The following is a 16907-nucleotide window of genomic DNA, read 5'->3' as shown; positions in this document are numbered from 1 at the left end:
ACTCACTGCACAGTCCCTTTCAGCTTGCCGATAACACTGGAGTACAGACCAAACATGTCAGTGCTTTGATCATCGCCACCCACTGTCATAGGCAGAACCACCACAGGCAGACCGGTCCGCTCCGCCAGCCAGTCAGCGCCACGTCGGTCCTGGTAGCTCGCGACCACAATCGCAGAGATATCCCCCTGCTTGGCGCGGGACAACAATGACGCCAGATGACTGCTGGAAGGTGGAATACCCGGCTTTGGCTCCAGGTCTGCGGTCTGCTCCACACCCAACCAATCGAACAGATAGCGATAGCTGGAGTGATAACCAATCACCTTCTTGCCTTTCAGCACCTGTGCATCAGCTTCCCACTTGGGGATCGCTGCCTGCCAACGCTGCTCAAACTGCTTCAGGTTAGCCTGATAAGTGGCGGCATTGGCTGGGTCCAGTTGTTCCATCTTGCTGGCCATGGCACGGGCCACCTGCAGCATCCGTCCGGGAGAGAAGTGCACATGAGGATTCCCCTCGGCGTGTACGTCCCCCATAGAGCGATCGACCTTATCCAGCTTATCCAGCGTCTCCACATGATCAGTGGCGAAGAACAGGCCCTTGTCTGTAGAGTTCATGGCCGGATTAGCGGCTTTCATCTGCAGCATGGGCAACCAACCCACCTCCAGTTGAGCCCCGGCGCATACCGCCAAATCAGCGCGACGCATCTTGGCGATCAGGCTGGGTCTTGCCTGTACCAGATGCGGGTCCTGGAATGCCGTTGTCGCCGAGTAAACACTGGCATTCGGCGCCAGTTCGCTGGCAATAGCGCCATACTCAGGTTCACAGGCAAAGATATTCAGCTCAGCCGAGGCCATGGGCACTATGCCCAGGCTCAGCGTCAGCAAAGAGGCGTTAAGCCAATTAGAATTGATGCGCACCATGGGCCCCCAGAGTCATCACATATTGCAGAGTGATGATGTTGTCATCGGTGAAACCGTCAAAGTTGGTGCCATCCTGGCGGGTATACTGCAGACGTACGGTAGAGAAGTGGCTGTTATGCCATGCCAGCATCACATCAGTTTCCTTCAGCTTTTGCGCATCGAAGTGATCTTCGTGCATCAGCTGAGTGTCCACCTGACCATAACGAATACCGGCAGACCAGTGTGGAGAGAACTGGTAAACACTGCTCAGGTACCAGCCCTGCATATAGTCTTTACCATGGCCCTCGTGTCCATGTTCTTCTTCGTGCTCCTCCTCTTCATGGTGCTCTTCCAGCGGCATAAAGTCTTCGATACGGAAGAACTCACCACTCACAGTCAGATGCTGATACTTGTAATTGCCGTCGGGAGCCCACTTGAAGACGAAGTCGGCACCATACATGTTTTCACCTGTATAGGCTGCACTGTGGCTATGGCCGTGTTCTTCGTGTCCATGCTCCTCTTCAGCATGTCCTTCCTCTTCGTGACCATGCTCCTCATGGGCACTCATGCGACCATTTTCATTGCGCAGGTAGCTCAGGCCCAACTGCCAGGAGCTGGAGTCACCTATGTCGCCACCAATTTTGGTGTAAGCGGTATACACCCCAACAGTTTCATATTCACGCTCACCGGACTCATCTGCTGCACGCAGAGAATCACCGCTGAATCCTTCTACACCCAGCAACCAATAGGTATCGGTCGGAGCCAGATAGTTAAAACGCAGACCATCGTCAAAGTAGTGGCTGCCCAGGAACGCGCGGTACACACCTGGACGCTCGACAAAGGAATCAGTGTGTGGGTGCTGATTATTCAAATAACCGATATCAGACAGGAAGCGACCGCCACGAATACCCATACCTGCCGGCAGGTTCAGGGTTTGAATAAATGCCTCTTCCAGCTCAACTTCGGTTTCGCTGCCATGCACTTCCAAAACAGTGGTGATCTTGCCGTAAAACATGTCATCGATGTTGGCACTGATCGCCAGCTCGGTCTCACCCAGGCCAAAACCTTTTTCCCGTCCCAGAATGCGGTCTTCTGATTGATAGTAACCATCCAGTACCGCACTGATAAGCGGGTTGCTCAATGTCGGAGTCTCAGCAGCAGCGAAAGTCGCGGTCAGGGCTGCAGCAACAGCAGAAATACGGCCAGCCTGGCCAAACAGAGATGTGGTTTTCATTTTTTCTCCAAAATAATCCTGAGACCAATTCTTCAGATGAATTGGCACACGCCCGCAAGCACATAGGCAAGCAGACTAAGTAATTGATTTAAATTTAGGTAAATCAGAGAAATAGGGGCGGACCGCGGGTGAAATAATGGAATGAGGGAGCCTGCCAGGAGTGGAAGCTAACCTCGAAATAGGGAATGGATTTGTTTTCAACCTGAGGCAGGATAAGCTCGGTTGAGGGCAGACATGTATTTTGATGATGCTGATGAAAACACAGGCTGCAGTGAGCCAGTTGCGACTGCTCACCATCCTTGATGTGGGTCAGACTGTGGGCCGGAGCAAGCACAACCAGACTTATCCAGCTGAACAACAGCCAGATAGTTATCTGCTTGGAAAACTTGCCAACGGGTCTCAAAAAAGTCTGCTCCTGCTAATTGTGTTAAGTAAAATTCCAAATTTACTTTCGCCGAACTTTACCACAAATTAATTACAAGTCAGCACCAGCGGCAGTGCAAATTTTTAGCTTAAGTGTAAATTAAGCCTGAGTTAAGCTGTAAAAACTAAGGTTGGAAGCAGAAAATTGCGGCTGATCCGCAATGAGGAAAATCGGGAGGTAAAAATGCTGGCCTTTTTGCGTGCGAATCTGGGACTGATCGTATTTATTCTGCTGTTCCTGGCAGCGGTATTAGGCGGCATTTGGTGGGTAGAAGCCTCACTCGCCGGCCAGGAAGTGGTCATAGATTAAGCCTTATCCTGCTCCTCTGGTGGCAGTTCCCGGACTTTAATGTGGTCCATAATATGTGATGCCAACAGCAGTATAAGAGCGACTATGCCTACCGGGGCAGCAATAGCCTTGTACTGAGGTAGCCACCAATAACAGGCAGCCATACCTGCAGCGACATAGAAGCCAGTAATCTTGAGTCGCTGCAGCGTTACGTTTTTCCCCAGCCAGGCGTGACAGTGCGGGCACTGAAACTCAGCTTTCAGGCCTTTCCCCCTTTGGTTTTCTATTCGCGCAATGCTGAAACCTTTGCTGCAATGTGGGCAGATCATGGTGATGCTCCAATAAAGAGAAGGGTTACCAGGCAACTCACTGCCGGTACTCAGGGGGTGAGAGTCTATACCAGAACGTCAGCAAAATGTGACTGCAAAGTGATATTTCCCACGACCTTATTCAAACTTTTCGGCAATCCCAACTTAAGTTATTGAATCTTTCCCAGACAGGTTTTTTCTCTGTTGCCGCAACTCTTGCCGGGGAATATCATTACGGCCTTAACGTCATCAAGGATATTTTTATTCCCATGTCAAAAGTTTCCACTCTGCTGCTGGCCATGCTGTTATCTGTGCTGAGCACAGGCGTTTGGGCCGATGAGTCGACCCTGACACCACAACAGGTCAATCAACAAATTATGCTGCTGCAAGGTGATATCGACCACGATATTGCCCAGCTGAAAACCGCCAAAGGCGAAATTCGCGCCCTGACCGAATACCGCATCATCAAGAAAATTGGTGAGCTGCGCAGCCTGATCGGCTCTCAGGTTGCCAAGTCCAGCCCGGACAGCGCATCCCTTAAGCCACTGATCACCGAACAACTGCAGTTTATTGCTCAGGTAGAAACCTATCTGGCCAACAGTGTTGATAAACTCAAGCAGCAACTGGGCACATCAAACGACGGCGCGACCATTGCCCTGATCGCCAAGCGTGAGACTGAACGTGATCAGTTCTATGAAGCCCAACTGGAAACCATTCACTGGGCTGAAAAAGTAGGTATGGATGTGTCTGCCAATAAAGCGGCACTGATCAAAACCCTCACCCGTCGTGGTGAGCGTCTGGAAAGCCTTGTGACCTTCCTGCAACAACAGCTGAAGTCGTCTGTGGCTGAAGCCGATGCGGCCGGTAAAGATGTTTCTCAAGAGCAGACCGCCAAGGTCGCCATGTACCGCGACTGGCTGGACAACAGTAATGCCAGCCTGGAGTCGGTGATCACCCTGCTGGACAAACTCGGCCAGGACACTGACAGCATGAAAAAGACACTGCTGTCTGTCAGTGGCGATATTACTCAGGACGTACTGAACATCGACGTGGCCTCAGGTCTGTTTCAGCAGTGGCTGGATAGCGCCAAGGCCCAACTGATTGAGCATGGTCCATCACTGACCTTCAAGGTCTTTATTTTCCTGCTGATCCTGTTTGCTGCCAGTCTGCTGGCCCGTATTGTGGAAAGCATTGTTCGCCGTGCAGTGAGCACCTCCAAACTTAAGTTCAGCAAGCTGCTGCAGGACTTCTTCACCAAGCTGTCCAGCAAGGTGGTTTACTCCATCGGCCTGCTGGTTGCCCTGTCACAACTTGGCTTTGAGCTTGGCCCACTGCTGGCCGGTTTCGGTATCGCCGGTGTGGTCATAGGTTTTGCCCTGCAGGACACCCTGTCCAACTTCGCTTCAGGCATGATGATCCTCATCTATCGTCCATTCGACGTGGGTGATCTGATCAACGCCGGTGGTGTAACAGGTAAAGTCAGCCATATGAGCCTGGTATCTACCACCATTATGACCTTCGATAACCAGCGTCTGATTGTGCCAAACAACAAGATCTGGGGCGACACCATCAACAACATCACTGTTGAGCGTAACCGTCGGGTGGATCTGGTCTTCGGTATCGGCTACTCAGATGATATTGAGCATGCAGAAAAAGTACTGATGGATGTCGTGACCAAGCACCCTAAAGTCCTTAAAGATCCTGAGCCTGTGGTTAAGCTGCACACTCTGGGTGAGTCTTCCGTAGACTTCGTGGTTCGTCCATGGTGTCAGCCTGAAGATTACTGGGATGTATACTGGGATATTACCCGGGAAGTTAAGATGCGCTTCGACGCCGAAGGTATCAGCATTCCTTTCCCGCAAAGAGATGTACATATCTACCAGACTGCAGAGAAGTAATTTTCTGCCGCAAAGTAAAAAAGCGCCACTGGGCGCTTTTTTATTAACTCTTGTGATTGAGCGGGCGGATTCGGGATGCCCGCAATCAGCTAGAAATCGAAATTGTAGGTGTAGCCAAGCACCACTTTAACATCGTCATCGTCCAGATCTGTGTCTGCCACGGCGAAGCTGACATCCCCCATCTTGGTCGCTGCGCTCAGAGCTACGTGGTAGTCGGAGTAGCTGTCGGTACCGAACCAGGAGCTGATAACATCCCCATCGTTATAGCCATAGTGAAAATCCAGTGTCAGCATCTCAGTGACAGGAACACTGACATCTGCAGTCAGGTAGCTGTAGTCTTCATCATCCAGCCCATCGGCGGCAACATCACTTCCGGCGTGGATAAACTTGGCATAGCCTAAAGTGATCCATTTCCATGAGAGCGAGCCATACAGCTCACCAAAGCTGATGCTGCCGGGAGAATCCGGATAACCATAGTAGAGATAGCCAACGTCATAACCGAAACCGTCACCAAACTCACCTTCAAAGCCCGCATACAAGTCCATTTCATAGCTGGTGCCATCACCAAAGTCTACATTGGACACCCAGGTACCGGCGTAGAATCCACTCTCATGTCCATAATCGACACCACCCTGAATGGCAGCATCATCTGCGGTTTGACTGACTCCACGCCACAAATAGTTGGAAGTAAAACCTATATTACCCGACACCTCTGCAGCGACCGGTTGTGACATCAATACACCAGCCAGGGCTGCGGCCAATCCAACGCTTATGTTCTTCATTCTTATCCCCTCGTTTAGTCAATCCCCATCCTGTTTGTACTGATGAACCATTACAGTGCAGTCAGCCACAGGTCACACATTGAGTTGCCATTCACGTGCCAATTGGGAAGTTATCTGAACGAAGAACCACAAGGCTCATCCAGGAATTGACCAAACAAGATTGCTCAAACCACTGTTATACATTGATTAAATTTGCAGCAATCCGGTTCGGGAATTATTGATGACTATCCAGTGTTCTGTAGAGATGATGCGCGCGACAGACAAGATACAGCCACAGCGACTGCCTTTTATTGGGGCATAGGCACTCACATGGTGCAATCACGGTTGGCAGGATAAAACTGATGCAATAAAAAAGCCCTCACAGTTTGAGGGCTTTTTTGCGACATGGGAAAGGAATATCAGTTCACGCTGTCACGCAGAGCTTTACCAGCTTTGAACTTAGGTACGTTTGCCTCAGGGATCTGAATATCTTTACCAGTTTGAGGATTGCGACCAGTACGTGCTGCCCGTTTGCCAACTTCAAATGACCCAAAGCCCAGAATAGAGATCTTGTCACCAGCCTGCATGGCCTCAGTGATAGCCTGTTCGAAAGACTTGAGTGCGCGGGTTGCTTCAGCTTTTGACAGCTCAGCATTCTCCGCCATTTTGGCGATTAGTTCCGTCTTGTTCATTGTTATTTTCTCACATCATCACAGTTATCGATAAGTAACAGGACCCATGATGCTGCTGGGTCAGTGTTACCATGCCACAAGGTAAACTGTTCGTGAAGATGTTAATGTGAAGTTAACGACAAAAAATTACTATTCTTCCAACAATTGTTTCAATAGCCTGCGAACCAACTGAGGTTCAAAGGGTTTATCGCATAAAGCATTAACCCCGTGCTTGGCGACATTGGAAAGGTGTGACTCATTGGCGTCGGACGACACCATCAGAATAGGGACCATAGGTTGAGCACTGTACTGACGTATGTACTTGGCCAGCATCAGACCATCCACCTTGGGCATGTTGTAATCCGTGATCACAAGATCAAAGTTGTTGTCCTGCAGCAGTTGAATAGCCTCTTTACCGTCTTCAGCTTCCGTGATCTCCTCCATCCCAAGGGTATTCAGGGTTCGGCGAATAATCTTGCGAGACAGCGCACTGTCATCCACCAGCAGCACCCGTAAGTCCTGAGGTTCCAGGTACTCCAGATCCAGATTCTCATGGCCCAATAACTCGGCAGTAGACATCAGCGCCGAGTGAAGATGAGCGAGTTCAAAGGGTTTGGGTAAAATCGCCACCACGCCGGATTGACGGTAAGCCTCCAATTGCTCTTTGCGATACTCACTGGAGATCAACATAAACTGGGTGTCTTCACCGGCTTCGCTGCTTTTGACATGGGCAACCAGGTCCAGAGCAGTGCCATCTGCAAAGTGCATGGCACTGACCACAAGATCCGGCCGCCACTCCTGAGCCAGCTCTTTGCCGGACTCCAGACTGTCAGCCGTCTTTATTTCATGAACCCCCTCTTCCTGAAGTTGGCTCATGATGATTTTTCGCTGTGCATTCGAAGGTTCTATGAGGAGTATCGATAACTGATCAATCGAGACGTGTTCCATAAATCAATCCTCAGCATCATTGCCCTTGTGAGCCGACAGAAGTGTGTCTGTTAAACGGCAGCTTACGCCCTAAAGATAGCAGTTGAGCCCGGTAACAGCAGGTGGAACTCTGAAATTTTCTATGGCCGACAACCCCTGCCAAGCTAAAATGTCGTTTTCCCGATTTACCGGTATTTCTGTAATGACTGAATCCGAATTCTGGCAGCTGGTCAGCCGTGACGCGTTAACCCAATCAAACAGCGCACTCAGCGAGCAACTTAAGCAAAGATTGTCCGCGTTAAGTGATGAGCAACTGGCCGCCTTTGACAAACATTTTTCCCAGCAGATGCGTCGCAGCTATTTGTGGAGCGTTTGGGGCGCAGCTTATGTATTGACCGGGATCGACAGCGAGTATGAGTTCGCGGAGTTCCGCAGCTACCTTATTTCACTGGGTAAAGAGTGGTTCGAGAAGATAATTGCCAATCCGGACTCACTGGCACAGGTGCCTGAATTCCCACTTGTGGATGACTATGCCTATCCATTCCTTGAGGAGTATGACCTGATTGCCGGTCAGCTCTATGAAGAGCGCACAGGCAAGGAGCTCCCCTTCGTTCCTTCAGGGCAGGCGACACCTGCGGGTAAGAAGTTTGATAACCGGCCCAAGATGCTGAAAAAAGCCTACCCGGAACTGGCTCACCGCTTCCCGTTTTGATCCTTTTTCGCTCTGTGCCATATAAGCAATATCGATTGTATTAAGCCGTGATTCAGGTTACTTTTTGTACATTGAATTCAACCCAACGAATTACAGTAAAAATGCCGTTAGTTCAGTAACTTTCACTAGGCTAACGACTCGCAATCAGGAGATTGTTATATGGCAACAAGAGCATTTATCCTCGCAGGCATACTGGCTACCGGCAGTGTTATGGCAGCGGATGAAAAAGTGGAGAATCCTGTCACCCAGGATGGTGTTGTCAAAATTACCTGGCAAAACCCGGACAAGTACTCAGATATTGAGTCCACGGCAGAAAGGCAGTCCAGGTTCGAGCAGCGGGCTTTTGACTCCATGACAGAGAATCTGGCCAAGTTGGCTCGGAAGGTACTGACTCATGGTGAACAGATGCAGATGACTGTCACCAATGTAGATCTGGCTGGAGATGTTCGCCCAACCTTTGGCGCCAGTGCCAGCGATATTCGGGTGTTAAAAGATATCTATCCGCCGAAAATCACCTTCAGTTACCAGATCACCAAAGGTCAGCAGGTAATTATGTCAGGTGAAGAGGAACTCAGGGATCTTAACTATCTGGGCGGAATTCAACCCAGACGTCAGGAATCCTTTATGTATGAAAACCAGATGCTGAAGCACTGGTTTAATAAAACCATCACTCCGCGTATGGAAGGCACTCCTCCCAAGTAAGCAGCGACCAGCAATCTAACGGCAGAGTCTGAGCTCTGCCGTTTTTGTCTCAGCCAAAACACTAAACCGCGATTGGCCAGAGCGCCAAGCCATCTTCAGATTGCTTGGCCTGCTTCTTTGCCGCAGCAGCCAATTCCGACAAGCTTTCATCACTGCATGACCGGGTGGTCTCCGCCATGAGAATACCCACTGACAGCCCGGTCAATGTGTATTTGCAGGGCTTGCCCTGTCTGTCTTCGGACTCAATAAAGCCAGCACGCCAGTCTGCCTCCCTGAAGAAACGACTTTTGACTCGCTCAAATTCCTGCAATACCTCGCGGCATATGTGCACACAACAGGCCGAAGTGGAGATCATCACAAAATCATCGCCGCCGATATGACCAACAAAGCATTCGGGAGATTGATGGCTGCGCAGCAGTTCTGACAGCGCGATAATCATTTCATCACCGCGACTGAATCCATACACATCGTTATAGGGTTTGAACTGATTCAGGTCGAAATAAGCCAGCTCAAAATCCAGCTCCATCTGACGCAGCCGCTGCAGCTCCTCCTGAATCGGCACATTGCCCGGCAACCCGGTCAAAGGGTTGGCGTGACGGGCATGTTTTATTCTTTGGTCAGTAATGCGTTGCAGCAGATCCCGGGTGTTCCCAACGCCCAGCAGCTCCTCCCCCCGGAGGATAATAAACTGTTGGGCAATGACGGTTTCACTGTCTGCCGTAAGTAACTGGCTGACTGACGACAAAGGTGTGCCAGCGTGAAACTGCAACGCATCCCCATCCATCACTTCATGCAAAGGTCGACTCTCATGCAGGGCTCGCCCGTAGGGAGTACTGAACAGCTCCAGCAGATGATTACGATACAAAAGGCCCACTGCCCGACTTTGTTCCATCACCACCAACGCCTGCAGACCAGGCTGTCGGCTAAACATCAGCCCCGCCTCTTTGAGCTTACAGTTTGCGGACAGGGCAACCGCAGGAGAACACAGGCTTTGCGCCGTTTCCCCATATCTGGGCATGGCGATGGGCAAGCCAACCGGTAAACTCTCATGCATAGTCAGTACCGGTTCGGCTGCAGGCTTACCAAGCAAATACCCCTGGCAGTACTGCACCCCAAGACGCTTCAAAGTAGCCAGTTCATCATGGTTCTCTATACCCTCGGCTATCACTTTGCAGGTCAGGCTCTGGCAGAGTTCCACAATAGATCGCACAAACTCCTGCTTAACGGAGTTGGTATCTATGCCGTGACTGAAATGACGGTCAATTTTGACAAAGTCAGGTGCCAGTTCAGACCATAACCTCAACCCGGAATAACCCGCTCCCAAATCATCGATGGCGGTGAGAAAGCCCTGATTGCGATAGTGCTGCAGGCAATCATTAAGCAGATCGATATCGTCAGCGGGATACTGCTCTGACAGCTCAATAACCACTTTAGAAGGCGGGATCCCAAGCACGCTGAGCAATTGCAGAGTTTTCCCCCTTGGATGATTGGGGTCGAGCAGAGCTTTCGGGGAGATATTAATGAAAAGCTTGCCGGGCAAGGAATCCCGGCAAAAAGCTGACAGGGCGCGCCTGCGACACAAGGTCTCCAGCTCACTGAGCCTGCCGTTGGCCTCAGCCGCCCGAAACAGGGACACAGGAGAATAAAGCGGGCTGTGCAAAGGACCCCGGCTCAATGCTTCCAGTCCCAGGAGTTCCTGGCTGTTAATATTGAAAATAGGTTGGAACACTATATCCACTGACTCGTCAGCAATCAGCTGTTCCAACTCTCGGGTTAACGCATCCTTTGCCACAATTATTCAACGGGTTATAAGAATTTACCGTCGAGTTTATTGCGCCTGTATGACGTTCACATTACAGCCGCGAGACAGACGCTCAGGCTTTACGCTTAAATGCCTGCAGGGTTTGCAGCAGCAGTGCCAGACGCTTAACCATCAACTGCAGACCTTCCTGATCCAGTTCGGTATCCAGCTTCATCTCTTCCAGCTCTTCCGCCAGCTCTTTTACATAGGGCAGAAAACGGTTACTGCTGGTGTTAAACCCCTGCTCTTTACTGAACACAGCCTGGAACTTGCCGTGACCAGCCTGTTGCAGCGCGTTGAGTTTATTGTCTGCGTCGATTGCCTGCCGGTATACCAGCTGCAGGTTCTCCTGCAATTGCTCCAGCACCTTGATGTGTGGCATAACAACTCCATTCACTTAGATATTGGGCGGCAGTATACCCAAGTTGCTCAGATCATTTCACCATAGGAAGGAACATATGATCACAGGTTTCCGGTTCAAACACCTGCTCACTTCAGCCCTGCTGCTGTTTTATGCTGCCTCCTCCGTTGCCTCAGAAACAGACAAACCTCCCTTCTTCAAGCTTGAGTATCAGGGCCAAACCGCCTGGCTACTGGGTTCAATCCATATCGGCAAGGCTGACTTTTTTCCTATGCCCAAGCAGGTGGAGCAGGCATTCGATGACTCCAGAGCGTTAGTCGTTGAGGCAGACGTTACCAAGGCCGATATGATGCCGCTTCTTCGCAAATATGGACTCAAGCGCAATGAGTTCAATGATGAACAAAAGGCGCTGATGGCAGATTACTGCCAAACCAGGCAAGCGGTATGTCAGTCAATCGCAGGGTTGGCGCCCTGGGTACAGGCGATGCAACTCACCCTGGCCCAATTTATGGAGCTTGGTCTACAGCCTGAACATGGCGTTGACAGCCACTTTCTTGCCAGGCTGGGAGATAAATCGATACTGGAGTTGGAGAGCGTTGAGCAGCAGTTCGCTATGCTGTCGTCATTCAGTGATGATGTTCAGTGGTTGATGCTGGAAGAGGCAATTAAGCAGCAACCAGATGATATTATGGAACTTATCCAAGCCTGGCGAGATGGCGATAACCAGGCGCTTGCGGCTATCATGGAAGGCGATTTGAGCCAGCCAGAACAAAAAGCCTTTATGGAAATACTGTTGTGGGAACGCAACCGAACCATGGCTGATACCACAGCCACCATGCTGGCAGACAAAGAGATTAAAGGTCCACTCTTTATCATCATAGGAGCCGGTCACCTGGTGGGGCAGCAAACCATCCCCGAGCTGCTGGCAGAAAAAGGCGTCAAAGTGACCAAATTACTTTAGTCGTAATCGGCGCAGGTTCGCTATCCCTGTCTATACTTGATTGATAACGCAAGCATGGAGGCTTGATGACGGCGAACCTCACCAACATGGTGTACCCGGGCTTTGAGACCATACCAAGGTATTGGAACCGGGAACATGAGTGTATGACTGCGCGGGTAGATCCCGGGGAATACTATATCAGCTGCCAGGACGAATATATCTTCACCCGCCTTGGTTCCTGTATCGCAGCATGCATTTGGGATCCTGTCATGCGCGTTGGCGGCCTCAATCACTTCCTGCTTCCTGAACGTAAAGCTCACGACGACTGGCATCAGCTGACCAGTTACTCCTGCCGCTATGGCAACTGGGCAATGGAGCAGTTGATTAACTCTATTCTGTCTGCCGGTGGCCAGCGTCGTAACCTGCAGGCCAAGATTTTTGGCGGCGCTAAACTGGGCGGCATGTCCATCATCAATGTGGGAGAGTCCAACATTGAGTTTGTCCGTCAGTATCTTGCCACCGAAGGTATAGAGATCATTGCTGAAGATGTGGGTGGAGTCTGGCCCAGAAAGGTAATGTTCCACCCCATGACCGGCAAAGCCAAAGTTAAGCGCCTGTCTTCCGAGCCAGTGGAACTGACCATACGCGAGGAAAAAGAGTATCTGGATGGCGTTAAAGTTACCGGAGGCGACAACGAAATTGAGCTCTTCGGTGATTAGATTAACTGGAGTGCCCCATGAAATGAACGTAACGTCCCAGATCCCGGTATGCAGGATAGCGGGAATAGAAAAGCTCCATCTCCAGCAGCTGGGTGTTATCAAAATCAGGCGGCAAGTGTTTTTTCAAATAATCATGAATCACTCTGACGCCTGAACGACAATCAAGCGCCAGCTGCCAATCAGCAAACCAATCCAGCACTGTATCTGGCGTCAACGGATGGGTCGGCGTTAGCCTCACCTTCTTCTTAATCTTGAAGTCTGCTTTTACATAATCAAAATTGCCGGAAATCAGCGCGTGGAAACGCATGGCTTCAAGATTGAAAAACATCAAAGAGAAGTAACCACCGGGCTTGAGCATCTTAAGCAGCCCCGCCATAGTGGACTTGGCATCCACCAACCACTCAACGACAGCGTGGCACAGAATCAGATCGAACTGGCCAAGCTCTGCCGGGTTCAGATCCTGAATGGCACTGTGCACCAGCTTGATATTCAACTCGGTATCACAGGCATCTATCTGCTGTTTTGCCAGCGCCAACATCTCAGCCGAGATATCACACAAAACCACCTCATGGCCCAGAGCAGCCAGCTTTTGGCTCAGGTGCCCAAAACCGCCACCAGCATCCAGTACACGTAATCTGGCCGAATGAATAGCAGGCAGGGTTTCCGTTAAATCCCGCCACAAAACCGCTGCGCGGATCTCCCCTTTACGGGTGCCGTAGATGTTTCTGGCAAACTTCCCTGCCAGGCTGTCGAAATTTTTGTCTTGCACGAATTGAACTCTCACACTTACAGGGGCAGTAGTTTGTCACACTTCAAGGCTCAGGCATTAGTGATTCCTTGGCTTAAAGAGTCAATTTGAGACTAATACCTTGGTGTGAATTTTCTATCCCGGATTTACTGCCAGCTTATCAATTTAACGCTAAACCACGGTGATTTAGAGGGTTTTGCCCCTTGTTTATACCAATTATTCCTTCCCCATCAGAGGGATACCCTGCTGGCTAAAAAGTGGGTTATAATCCCGCCCTTGTTTCGGAACCGACATCTGGCAGTACCATGCAATATCAGGTTGAACTTAAGGCGATGCCATCGCTGTTTTCTCTTTATCGCAAAATTTTCTTTGGCCGCAAACCCGGTTGGGATGGGCAACCTCTGCCCGGCATTCAGGTCAGTTGCGATAAAGTGGCGATTTCAGCAGCCAGTGTCAGCCAGTATGCCAATGTATGTGGATATAGCTTTGATGGCGAACAACTGCCAATGACCTATATGCATGTGCTGGTGTTCCGCCTGCAGGCTCTGATTTTTACCCACCCGGCCATCACCTTCCCATTGCTGGGGATGATCCACCTGCGTAACCGCATTACCAGTTATCGCCAGCTCAAGGTCGATGAGATTTTTCGCATCGAATGTGCTCTGGCTGGGAGTGAAGAGACAGAAACCGGACTGACATTCGACCTTTTCTCCAAGGTCTGGGTTGGTGAAGAACTGGTATGGGAGTCGGTCTCCACTTACCTGTATCGTATCGAGAAGCCAGGAAAGCGCAGCCGTCCTCCCAAGGGTGACAATATGGCCTGGGAAAACCCACAGCAGTGGCAACTGAGTGAAGATCTCGGCCGCCGTTATGCCAAAGCGTCCGGTGACTACAACCTGATCCATCTTCACCCGGTATTATCCAAACGCTTTGGTTTTGATCGTGTACTGGTGCATGGCATGTGGTCTAAAGCCCGCTGTATTGCAGCCATGAACGAGGAGATTGGAGACCGCCCGGTTGAGGTGGATGTGACCTTCAAATTGCCTCTGTTTATGCCGGCAGATGTCACCTTCTGCGCCATTGACCAGCCAGAATCAGCTGGTAAGCGATTTGAACTCAGGGATGGCCGCGGCCGCCGTCCTCATCTGACGGGCTCGGTAAGGTATCTCAACTGATACTTCAGATAATCAGGGTCGGCATTGCCGACCCTCTGTTTTTATGTCCCACCGAAACACAGTGTTTAATCACACTTTGCATTTTAGGCAGGGTGAGAAACCTTGAGTTAATCTAAGATTACGCCACCTTTGAGCGCCCATCCAAGAGAGCACGACAGAATGCTGACCGATATTGAGATTTCAAAGCAAGCCACACTGGAACCTATCACGGCCATTGGCCAAAAACTCAGGTTAAAGGAAGACGAACTGGTCGCATTTGGCCCAGCCAAAGCAAAAATCAAATTATCAGCGCTGAATCGACTGGCTGACTCCCCGAAGGGCAAACTCATTATTGTCACCGCGGTCACACCCACCCCTTTTGGTGAAGGTAAAACGGTCACCACCATTGGCCTGACTCAATCTCTGCAGGCCATAGGTAAACGGGTCGCGGCCTGTATACGCCAGCCCAGTATGGGCCCTGTATTTGGTGTTAAAGGTGGTGCTGCAGGAGGTGGGTATGCTCAGGTGGTGCCCATGGAGGAGCTGAACCTGCACCTTACCGGTGATATTCATGCCGTCACTGCAGCTCACAATTTGGCAGCCGCCGCACTGGACTCCCGTCTGCACCATGAAACCCGTTTGGGTGCCAAAACCTTCTTTGATAAAACCGGCTTGCAGGCATTGAATATCGATCCGCAGCAGATTCTCTGGAATCGGGTGATGGACCATAACGATCGTGCCCTGAGACAGGTCACTGTAGGCCTGGGTAATAACAATGGGCCTGCCCATGAATCCAGCTTTGATATTACTGCGGCATCAGAGTTAATGGCGATTCTGGCACTCAGCCGCTCTCTGGCAGATCTGCGTCAGCGTATGGGCAGAATCGTGCTGGCACTGGATACCTCAGGCCAGCCTGTTACCACAGAGATGCTGGGAGTAGCCGGTGCCATGACCGCCGTGATGGCTGAAGCCGTACAACCGACTCTGATGCAAACCCTGTCCGGCGCACCGGCTTTGGTTCATGCCGGGCCTTTCGCCAATATCGCCCATGGCAACTCCTCTATTCTGGCGGATGAGATCGCACTGCGTTGCGCTGACTATGTGGTTACTGAGGCCGGTTTTGGTTCAGATATGGGGTTTGAGAAGTTCTGCAATATTAAGGTTCGCGAGTCCGGTGACGCCCCCGCGGCTGCCGTATTGGTGACCACGCTTAAAGCCTTGAAAGCCAACTCTGGTCTTGAGTCAGAACTGGATATCAGCGCACCGGACACCGCCAGACTTCATGCCGGCTACGCCAATCTGGAGTGGCATATCAATAATGTCAGTCAGTATGGAGTACCTGTGGTCGTCGCCATCAACCGATTCCCCACAGACACAGATGAAGAGTTGCAATGGCTGAAAGACAAAGTGGAGCAAAGCAAGGCCTTTGGCTGTGAAATCAGTGAAGCCTTTGCAAAGGGGGCTGAGGGTGGCAAAGCTCTGGCACAGACCATAGTGGCAGCAGCAGAGACTGAGTCGGCGTTTAAGTTTCTGTACGACATTGAGCTGCCACTTGAAGATAAATTGAATCAACTGGCTCAGGCAGGATATGGCGCTGCCGGTGTCGAGCTGTCAGACAAAGCCAGAGCGCAATTGGCCAGTCTGCAAGCCCTGAATCTGGATAAACTGCCTTTGTGTATGGCCAAAACCCCTATGTCCATCAGTCATGACCCTAAGCTCAAGGGTGTGCCAGGTGGTTTCACTATCCCGGTGACAGAGCTACAGCTGAACGCCGGCGCGGGATTTATTACCGTGCTGATGGGTGCTGTCATGACAATGCCGGGATTGGGACTCAAGCCAGCCTATTTGAATATCGATGTGGATGCCGGCGGCAATATCACAGGTCTGTTCTGAACCGGATATCAAATGGCCAACAAAAAAGCGAAGCCAAATGGCTTCGCTTTTTTAGTGTATGCGGCGATTAATCAATAATCCCACGGGCACGCAGAATCGCAGTTTTGAAATCCGGCTCATAATCCTTGGCCAGACCCGGGATCATCTCATCGTCACCCATGTTACGCATCTTCAGGTGATAGATAAGTACATCATCACTCAGCTCTTCCAGTTTTCCCTGATAACCCGCTTCTGCGGCTAATTTGCCTATCATCTGCATCAGGTTAAGCTCAGGCTCTTTCTGCCACTCAGGTTGCAGCAGTTCAATCAATTCATTCAGACGATGACACTTCATTTAAGACTCCAACTTTGGCCATTGGCCATCAACTCTTTGACTGACGCTACATTACCAAATTCTGAAATATGACACCAAGCACACAATGCAGTGTCAGTGCCTTGCAGAGCCCTGATTGATGTTAGTTTCGCCAAAG

General features: G+C 50.7%; 19 protein-coding genes. 9 read left to right on the top strand and 10 right to left on the bottom strand.

Annotation, left to right across the window (positions count from 1 at the left end):
• Positions 1-2: 2 nt before the first annotated feature.
• Positions 3-914, bottom strand: a complete 912-nt coding sequence (locus ACFOE0_RS00905) for a metal ABC transporter solute-binding protein, Zn/Mn family (protein WP_248936710.1) — start codon at positions 912-914, stop codon at positions 3-5.
• Complete coding sequence (locus ACFOE0_RS00900; RefSeq protein WP_248936536.1) at positions 898-2130, bottom strand: hypothetical protein; 1233 nt, start codon at positions 2128-2130, stop codon at positions 898-900. The genes ACFOE0_RS00905 and ACFOE0_RS00900 overlap by 17 nt, the downstream gene beginning before the upstream one ends.
• A gap of 244 nt (positions 2131-2374) precedes the next feature.
• Here ACFOE0_RS00900 and ACFOE0_RS00895 point away from each other — a divergent pair, with 244 nt between their 5' ends.
• Positions 2375-2605 carry a hypothetical protein gene (locus ACFOE0_RS00895; protein WP_248936535.1) on the top strand — a complete coding sequence of 77 codons (231 nt, stop codon included), beginning with the start codon at positions 2375-2377 and terminating at the stop codon, positions 2603-2605.
• Positions 2606-2737: 132 nt separating this feature from the next.
• Complete coding sequence (locus tag ACFOE0_RS00890; protein WP_283106475.1) at positions 2738-2863, top strand: hypothetical protein; 126 nt, start codon at positions 2738-2740, stop codon at positions 2861-2863.
• Here the strand turns inward: ACFOE0_RS00890 and ACFOE0_RS00885 are convergent.
• Positions 2860-3171 carry a hypothetical protein gene (locus ACFOE0_RS00885; RefSeq protein WP_248936534.1) on the bottom strand — a complete coding sequence of 104 codons (312 nt, stop codon included), beginning with the start codon at positions 3169-3171 and terminating at the stop codon, positions 2860-2862. The genes ACFOE0_RS00890 and ACFOE0_RS00885 overlap by 4 nt on opposite strands.
• Positions 3172-3419: 248 nt before the next feature.
• Here ACFOE0_RS00885 and ACFOE0_RS00880 point away from each other — a divergent pair, with 248 nt between their 5' ends.
• Entirely contained in the window at positions 3420-5048 is a 1629-nt protein-coding gene (locus tag ACFOE0_RS00880; protein WP_248936533.1) for a mechanosensitive ion channel family protein, read from the top strand.
• An 89-nt stretch (positions 5049-5137) separates the two neighbouring features.
• Here ACFOE0_RS00880 and ACFOE0_RS00875 read toward each other — a convergent pair whose 3' ends face one another.
• The 3 genes from ACFOE0_RS00875 to ACFOE0_RS00865 all read right to left on the bottom strand — a co-directional run bounded on the left by ACFOE0_RS00875 (position 5138) and on the right by ACFOE0_RS00865 (position 7428).
• Positions 5138-5830, bottom strand: a complete 693-nt coding sequence (locus ACFOE0_RS00875) for a TorF family putative porin (protein ID WP_248936532.1) — start codon at positions 5828-5830, stop codon at positions 5138-5140.
• A gap of 398 nt (positions 5831-6228) precedes the next feature.
• Positions 6229-6501 (bottom strand): HU family DNA-binding protein, encoded by a 273-nt coding sequence (locus tag ACFOE0_RS00870; RefSeq protein WP_115137555.1) that lies wholly within the window; start codon positions 6499-6501, stop codon positions 6229-6231.
• Between the two features lie 129 nt (positions 6502-6630).
• The gene (locus ACFOE0_RS00865) at positions 6631-7428 is read right to left on the bottom strand and encodes a response regulator (RefSeq protein WP_248936531.1); all 798 of its coding nucleotides are present in this window, start codon (positions 7426-7428) and stop codon (positions 6631-6633) included.
• A gap of 181 nt (positions 7429-7609) precedes the next feature.
• Between ACFOE0_RS00865 and ACFOE0_RS00860 the strand changes: the two genes are divergently transcribed.
• Both ACFOE0_RS00860 and ACFOE0_RS00855 read left to right on the top strand, forming a co-directional pair.
• Positions 7610-8119, top strand: coding sequence for a DUF4240 domain-containing protein (locus ACFOE0_RS00860; RefSeq protein WP_115137553.1), 510 nt, complete (start codon positions 7610-7612; stop codon positions 8117-8119).
• 159 nt (positions 8120-8278) lie between these two features.
• Positions 8279-8821 (top strand): DUF3016 domain-containing protein, encoded by a 543-nt coding sequence (locus ACFOE0_RS00855; protein ID WP_248936530.1) that lies wholly within the window; start codon positions 8279-8281, stop codon positions 8819-8821.
• A gap of 61 nt (positions 8822-8882) precedes the next feature.
• On the opposite strand, the gene ACFOE0_RS00850 is transcribed toward ACFOE0_RS00855, so the two are convergent.
• Both ACFOE0_RS00850 and ACFOE0_RS00845 read right to left on the bottom strand, forming a co-directional pair.
• Positions 8883-10613 (bottom strand): EAL domain-containing protein, encoded by a 1731-nt coding sequence (locus ACFOE0_RS00850; RefSeq protein WP_248936529.1) that lies wholly within the window; start codon positions 10611-10613, stop codon positions 8883-8885.
• 82 nt (positions 10614-10695) lie between these two features.
• Positions 10696-11004 (bottom strand): prephenate dehydrogenase, encoded by a 309-nt coding sequence (locus ACFOE0_RS00845; RefSeq protein ID WP_248936528.1) that lies wholly within the window; start codon positions 11002-11004, stop codon positions 10696-10698.
• Between the two features lie 76 nt (positions 11005-11080).
• Here ACFOE0_RS00845 and ACFOE0_RS00840 point away from each other — a divergent pair, with 76 nt between their 5' ends.
• Positions 11081-11944: a TraB/GumN family protein gene (locus tag ACFOE0_RS00840; RefSeq protein ID WP_248936527.1), complete on the top strand. Its 864-nt coding sequence runs from the start codon at positions 11081-11083 to the stop codon at positions 11942-11944.
• Between the two features lie 65 nt (positions 11945-12009).
• On the top strand, positions 12010-12642 hold the full coding sequence (gene cheD / locus ACFOE0_RS00835; protein WP_248936526.1) for a chemoreceptor glutamine deamidase CheD: 633 nt from the start codon (positions 12010-12012) through the stop codon (positions 12640-12642).
• Between the two features lies 1 nt (position 12643).
• Here cheD and ACFOE0_RS00830 read toward each other — a convergent pair whose 3' ends face one another.
• Positions 12644-13411, bottom strand: a complete 768-nt coding sequence (locus tag ACFOE0_RS00830) for a methyltransferase domain-containing protein (RefSeq protein WP_248936525.1) — start codon at positions 13409-13411, stop codon at positions 12644-12646.
• Between the two features lie 311 nt (positions 13412-13722).
• Here ACFOE0_RS00830 and ACFOE0_RS00825 point away from each other — a divergent pair, with 311 nt between their 5' ends.
• On the top strand, positions 13723-14565 hold the full coding sequence (locus ACFOE0_RS00825) for a MaoC family dehydratase (protein ID WP_248936709.1): 843 nt from the start codon (positions 13723-13725) through the stop codon (positions 14563-14565).
• 159 nt (positions 14566-14724) lie between these two features.
• Positions 14725-16437, top strand: coding sequence for a formate--tetrahydrofolate ligase (locus ACFOE0_RS00820; RefSeq protein WP_248936524.1), 1713 nt, complete (start codon positions 14725-14727; stop codon positions 16435-16437).
• Positions 16438-16504: 67 nt separating this feature from the next.
• Here the strand turns inward: ACFOE0_RS00820 and ACFOE0_RS00815 are convergent, their stop codons facing one another.
• Positions 16505-16771: a YihD family protein gene (locus tag ACFOE0_RS00815; RefSeq protein ID WP_115137545.1), complete on the bottom strand. Its 267-nt coding sequence runs from the start codon at positions 16769-16771 to the stop codon at positions 16505-16507.
• Between the last annotated feature and the right edge of the window lie 136 nt (positions 16772-16907).

The organism is Shewanella submarina, assembly GCF_042646185.1.
In the GTDB taxonomy this organism is placed as follows: domain Bacteria; phylum Pseudomonadota; class Gammaproteobacteria; order Enterobacterales; family Shewanellaceae; genus Shewanella; species Shewanella corallii.
This window is presented reverse-complemented; position numbering and strand designations above follow the sequence as displayed.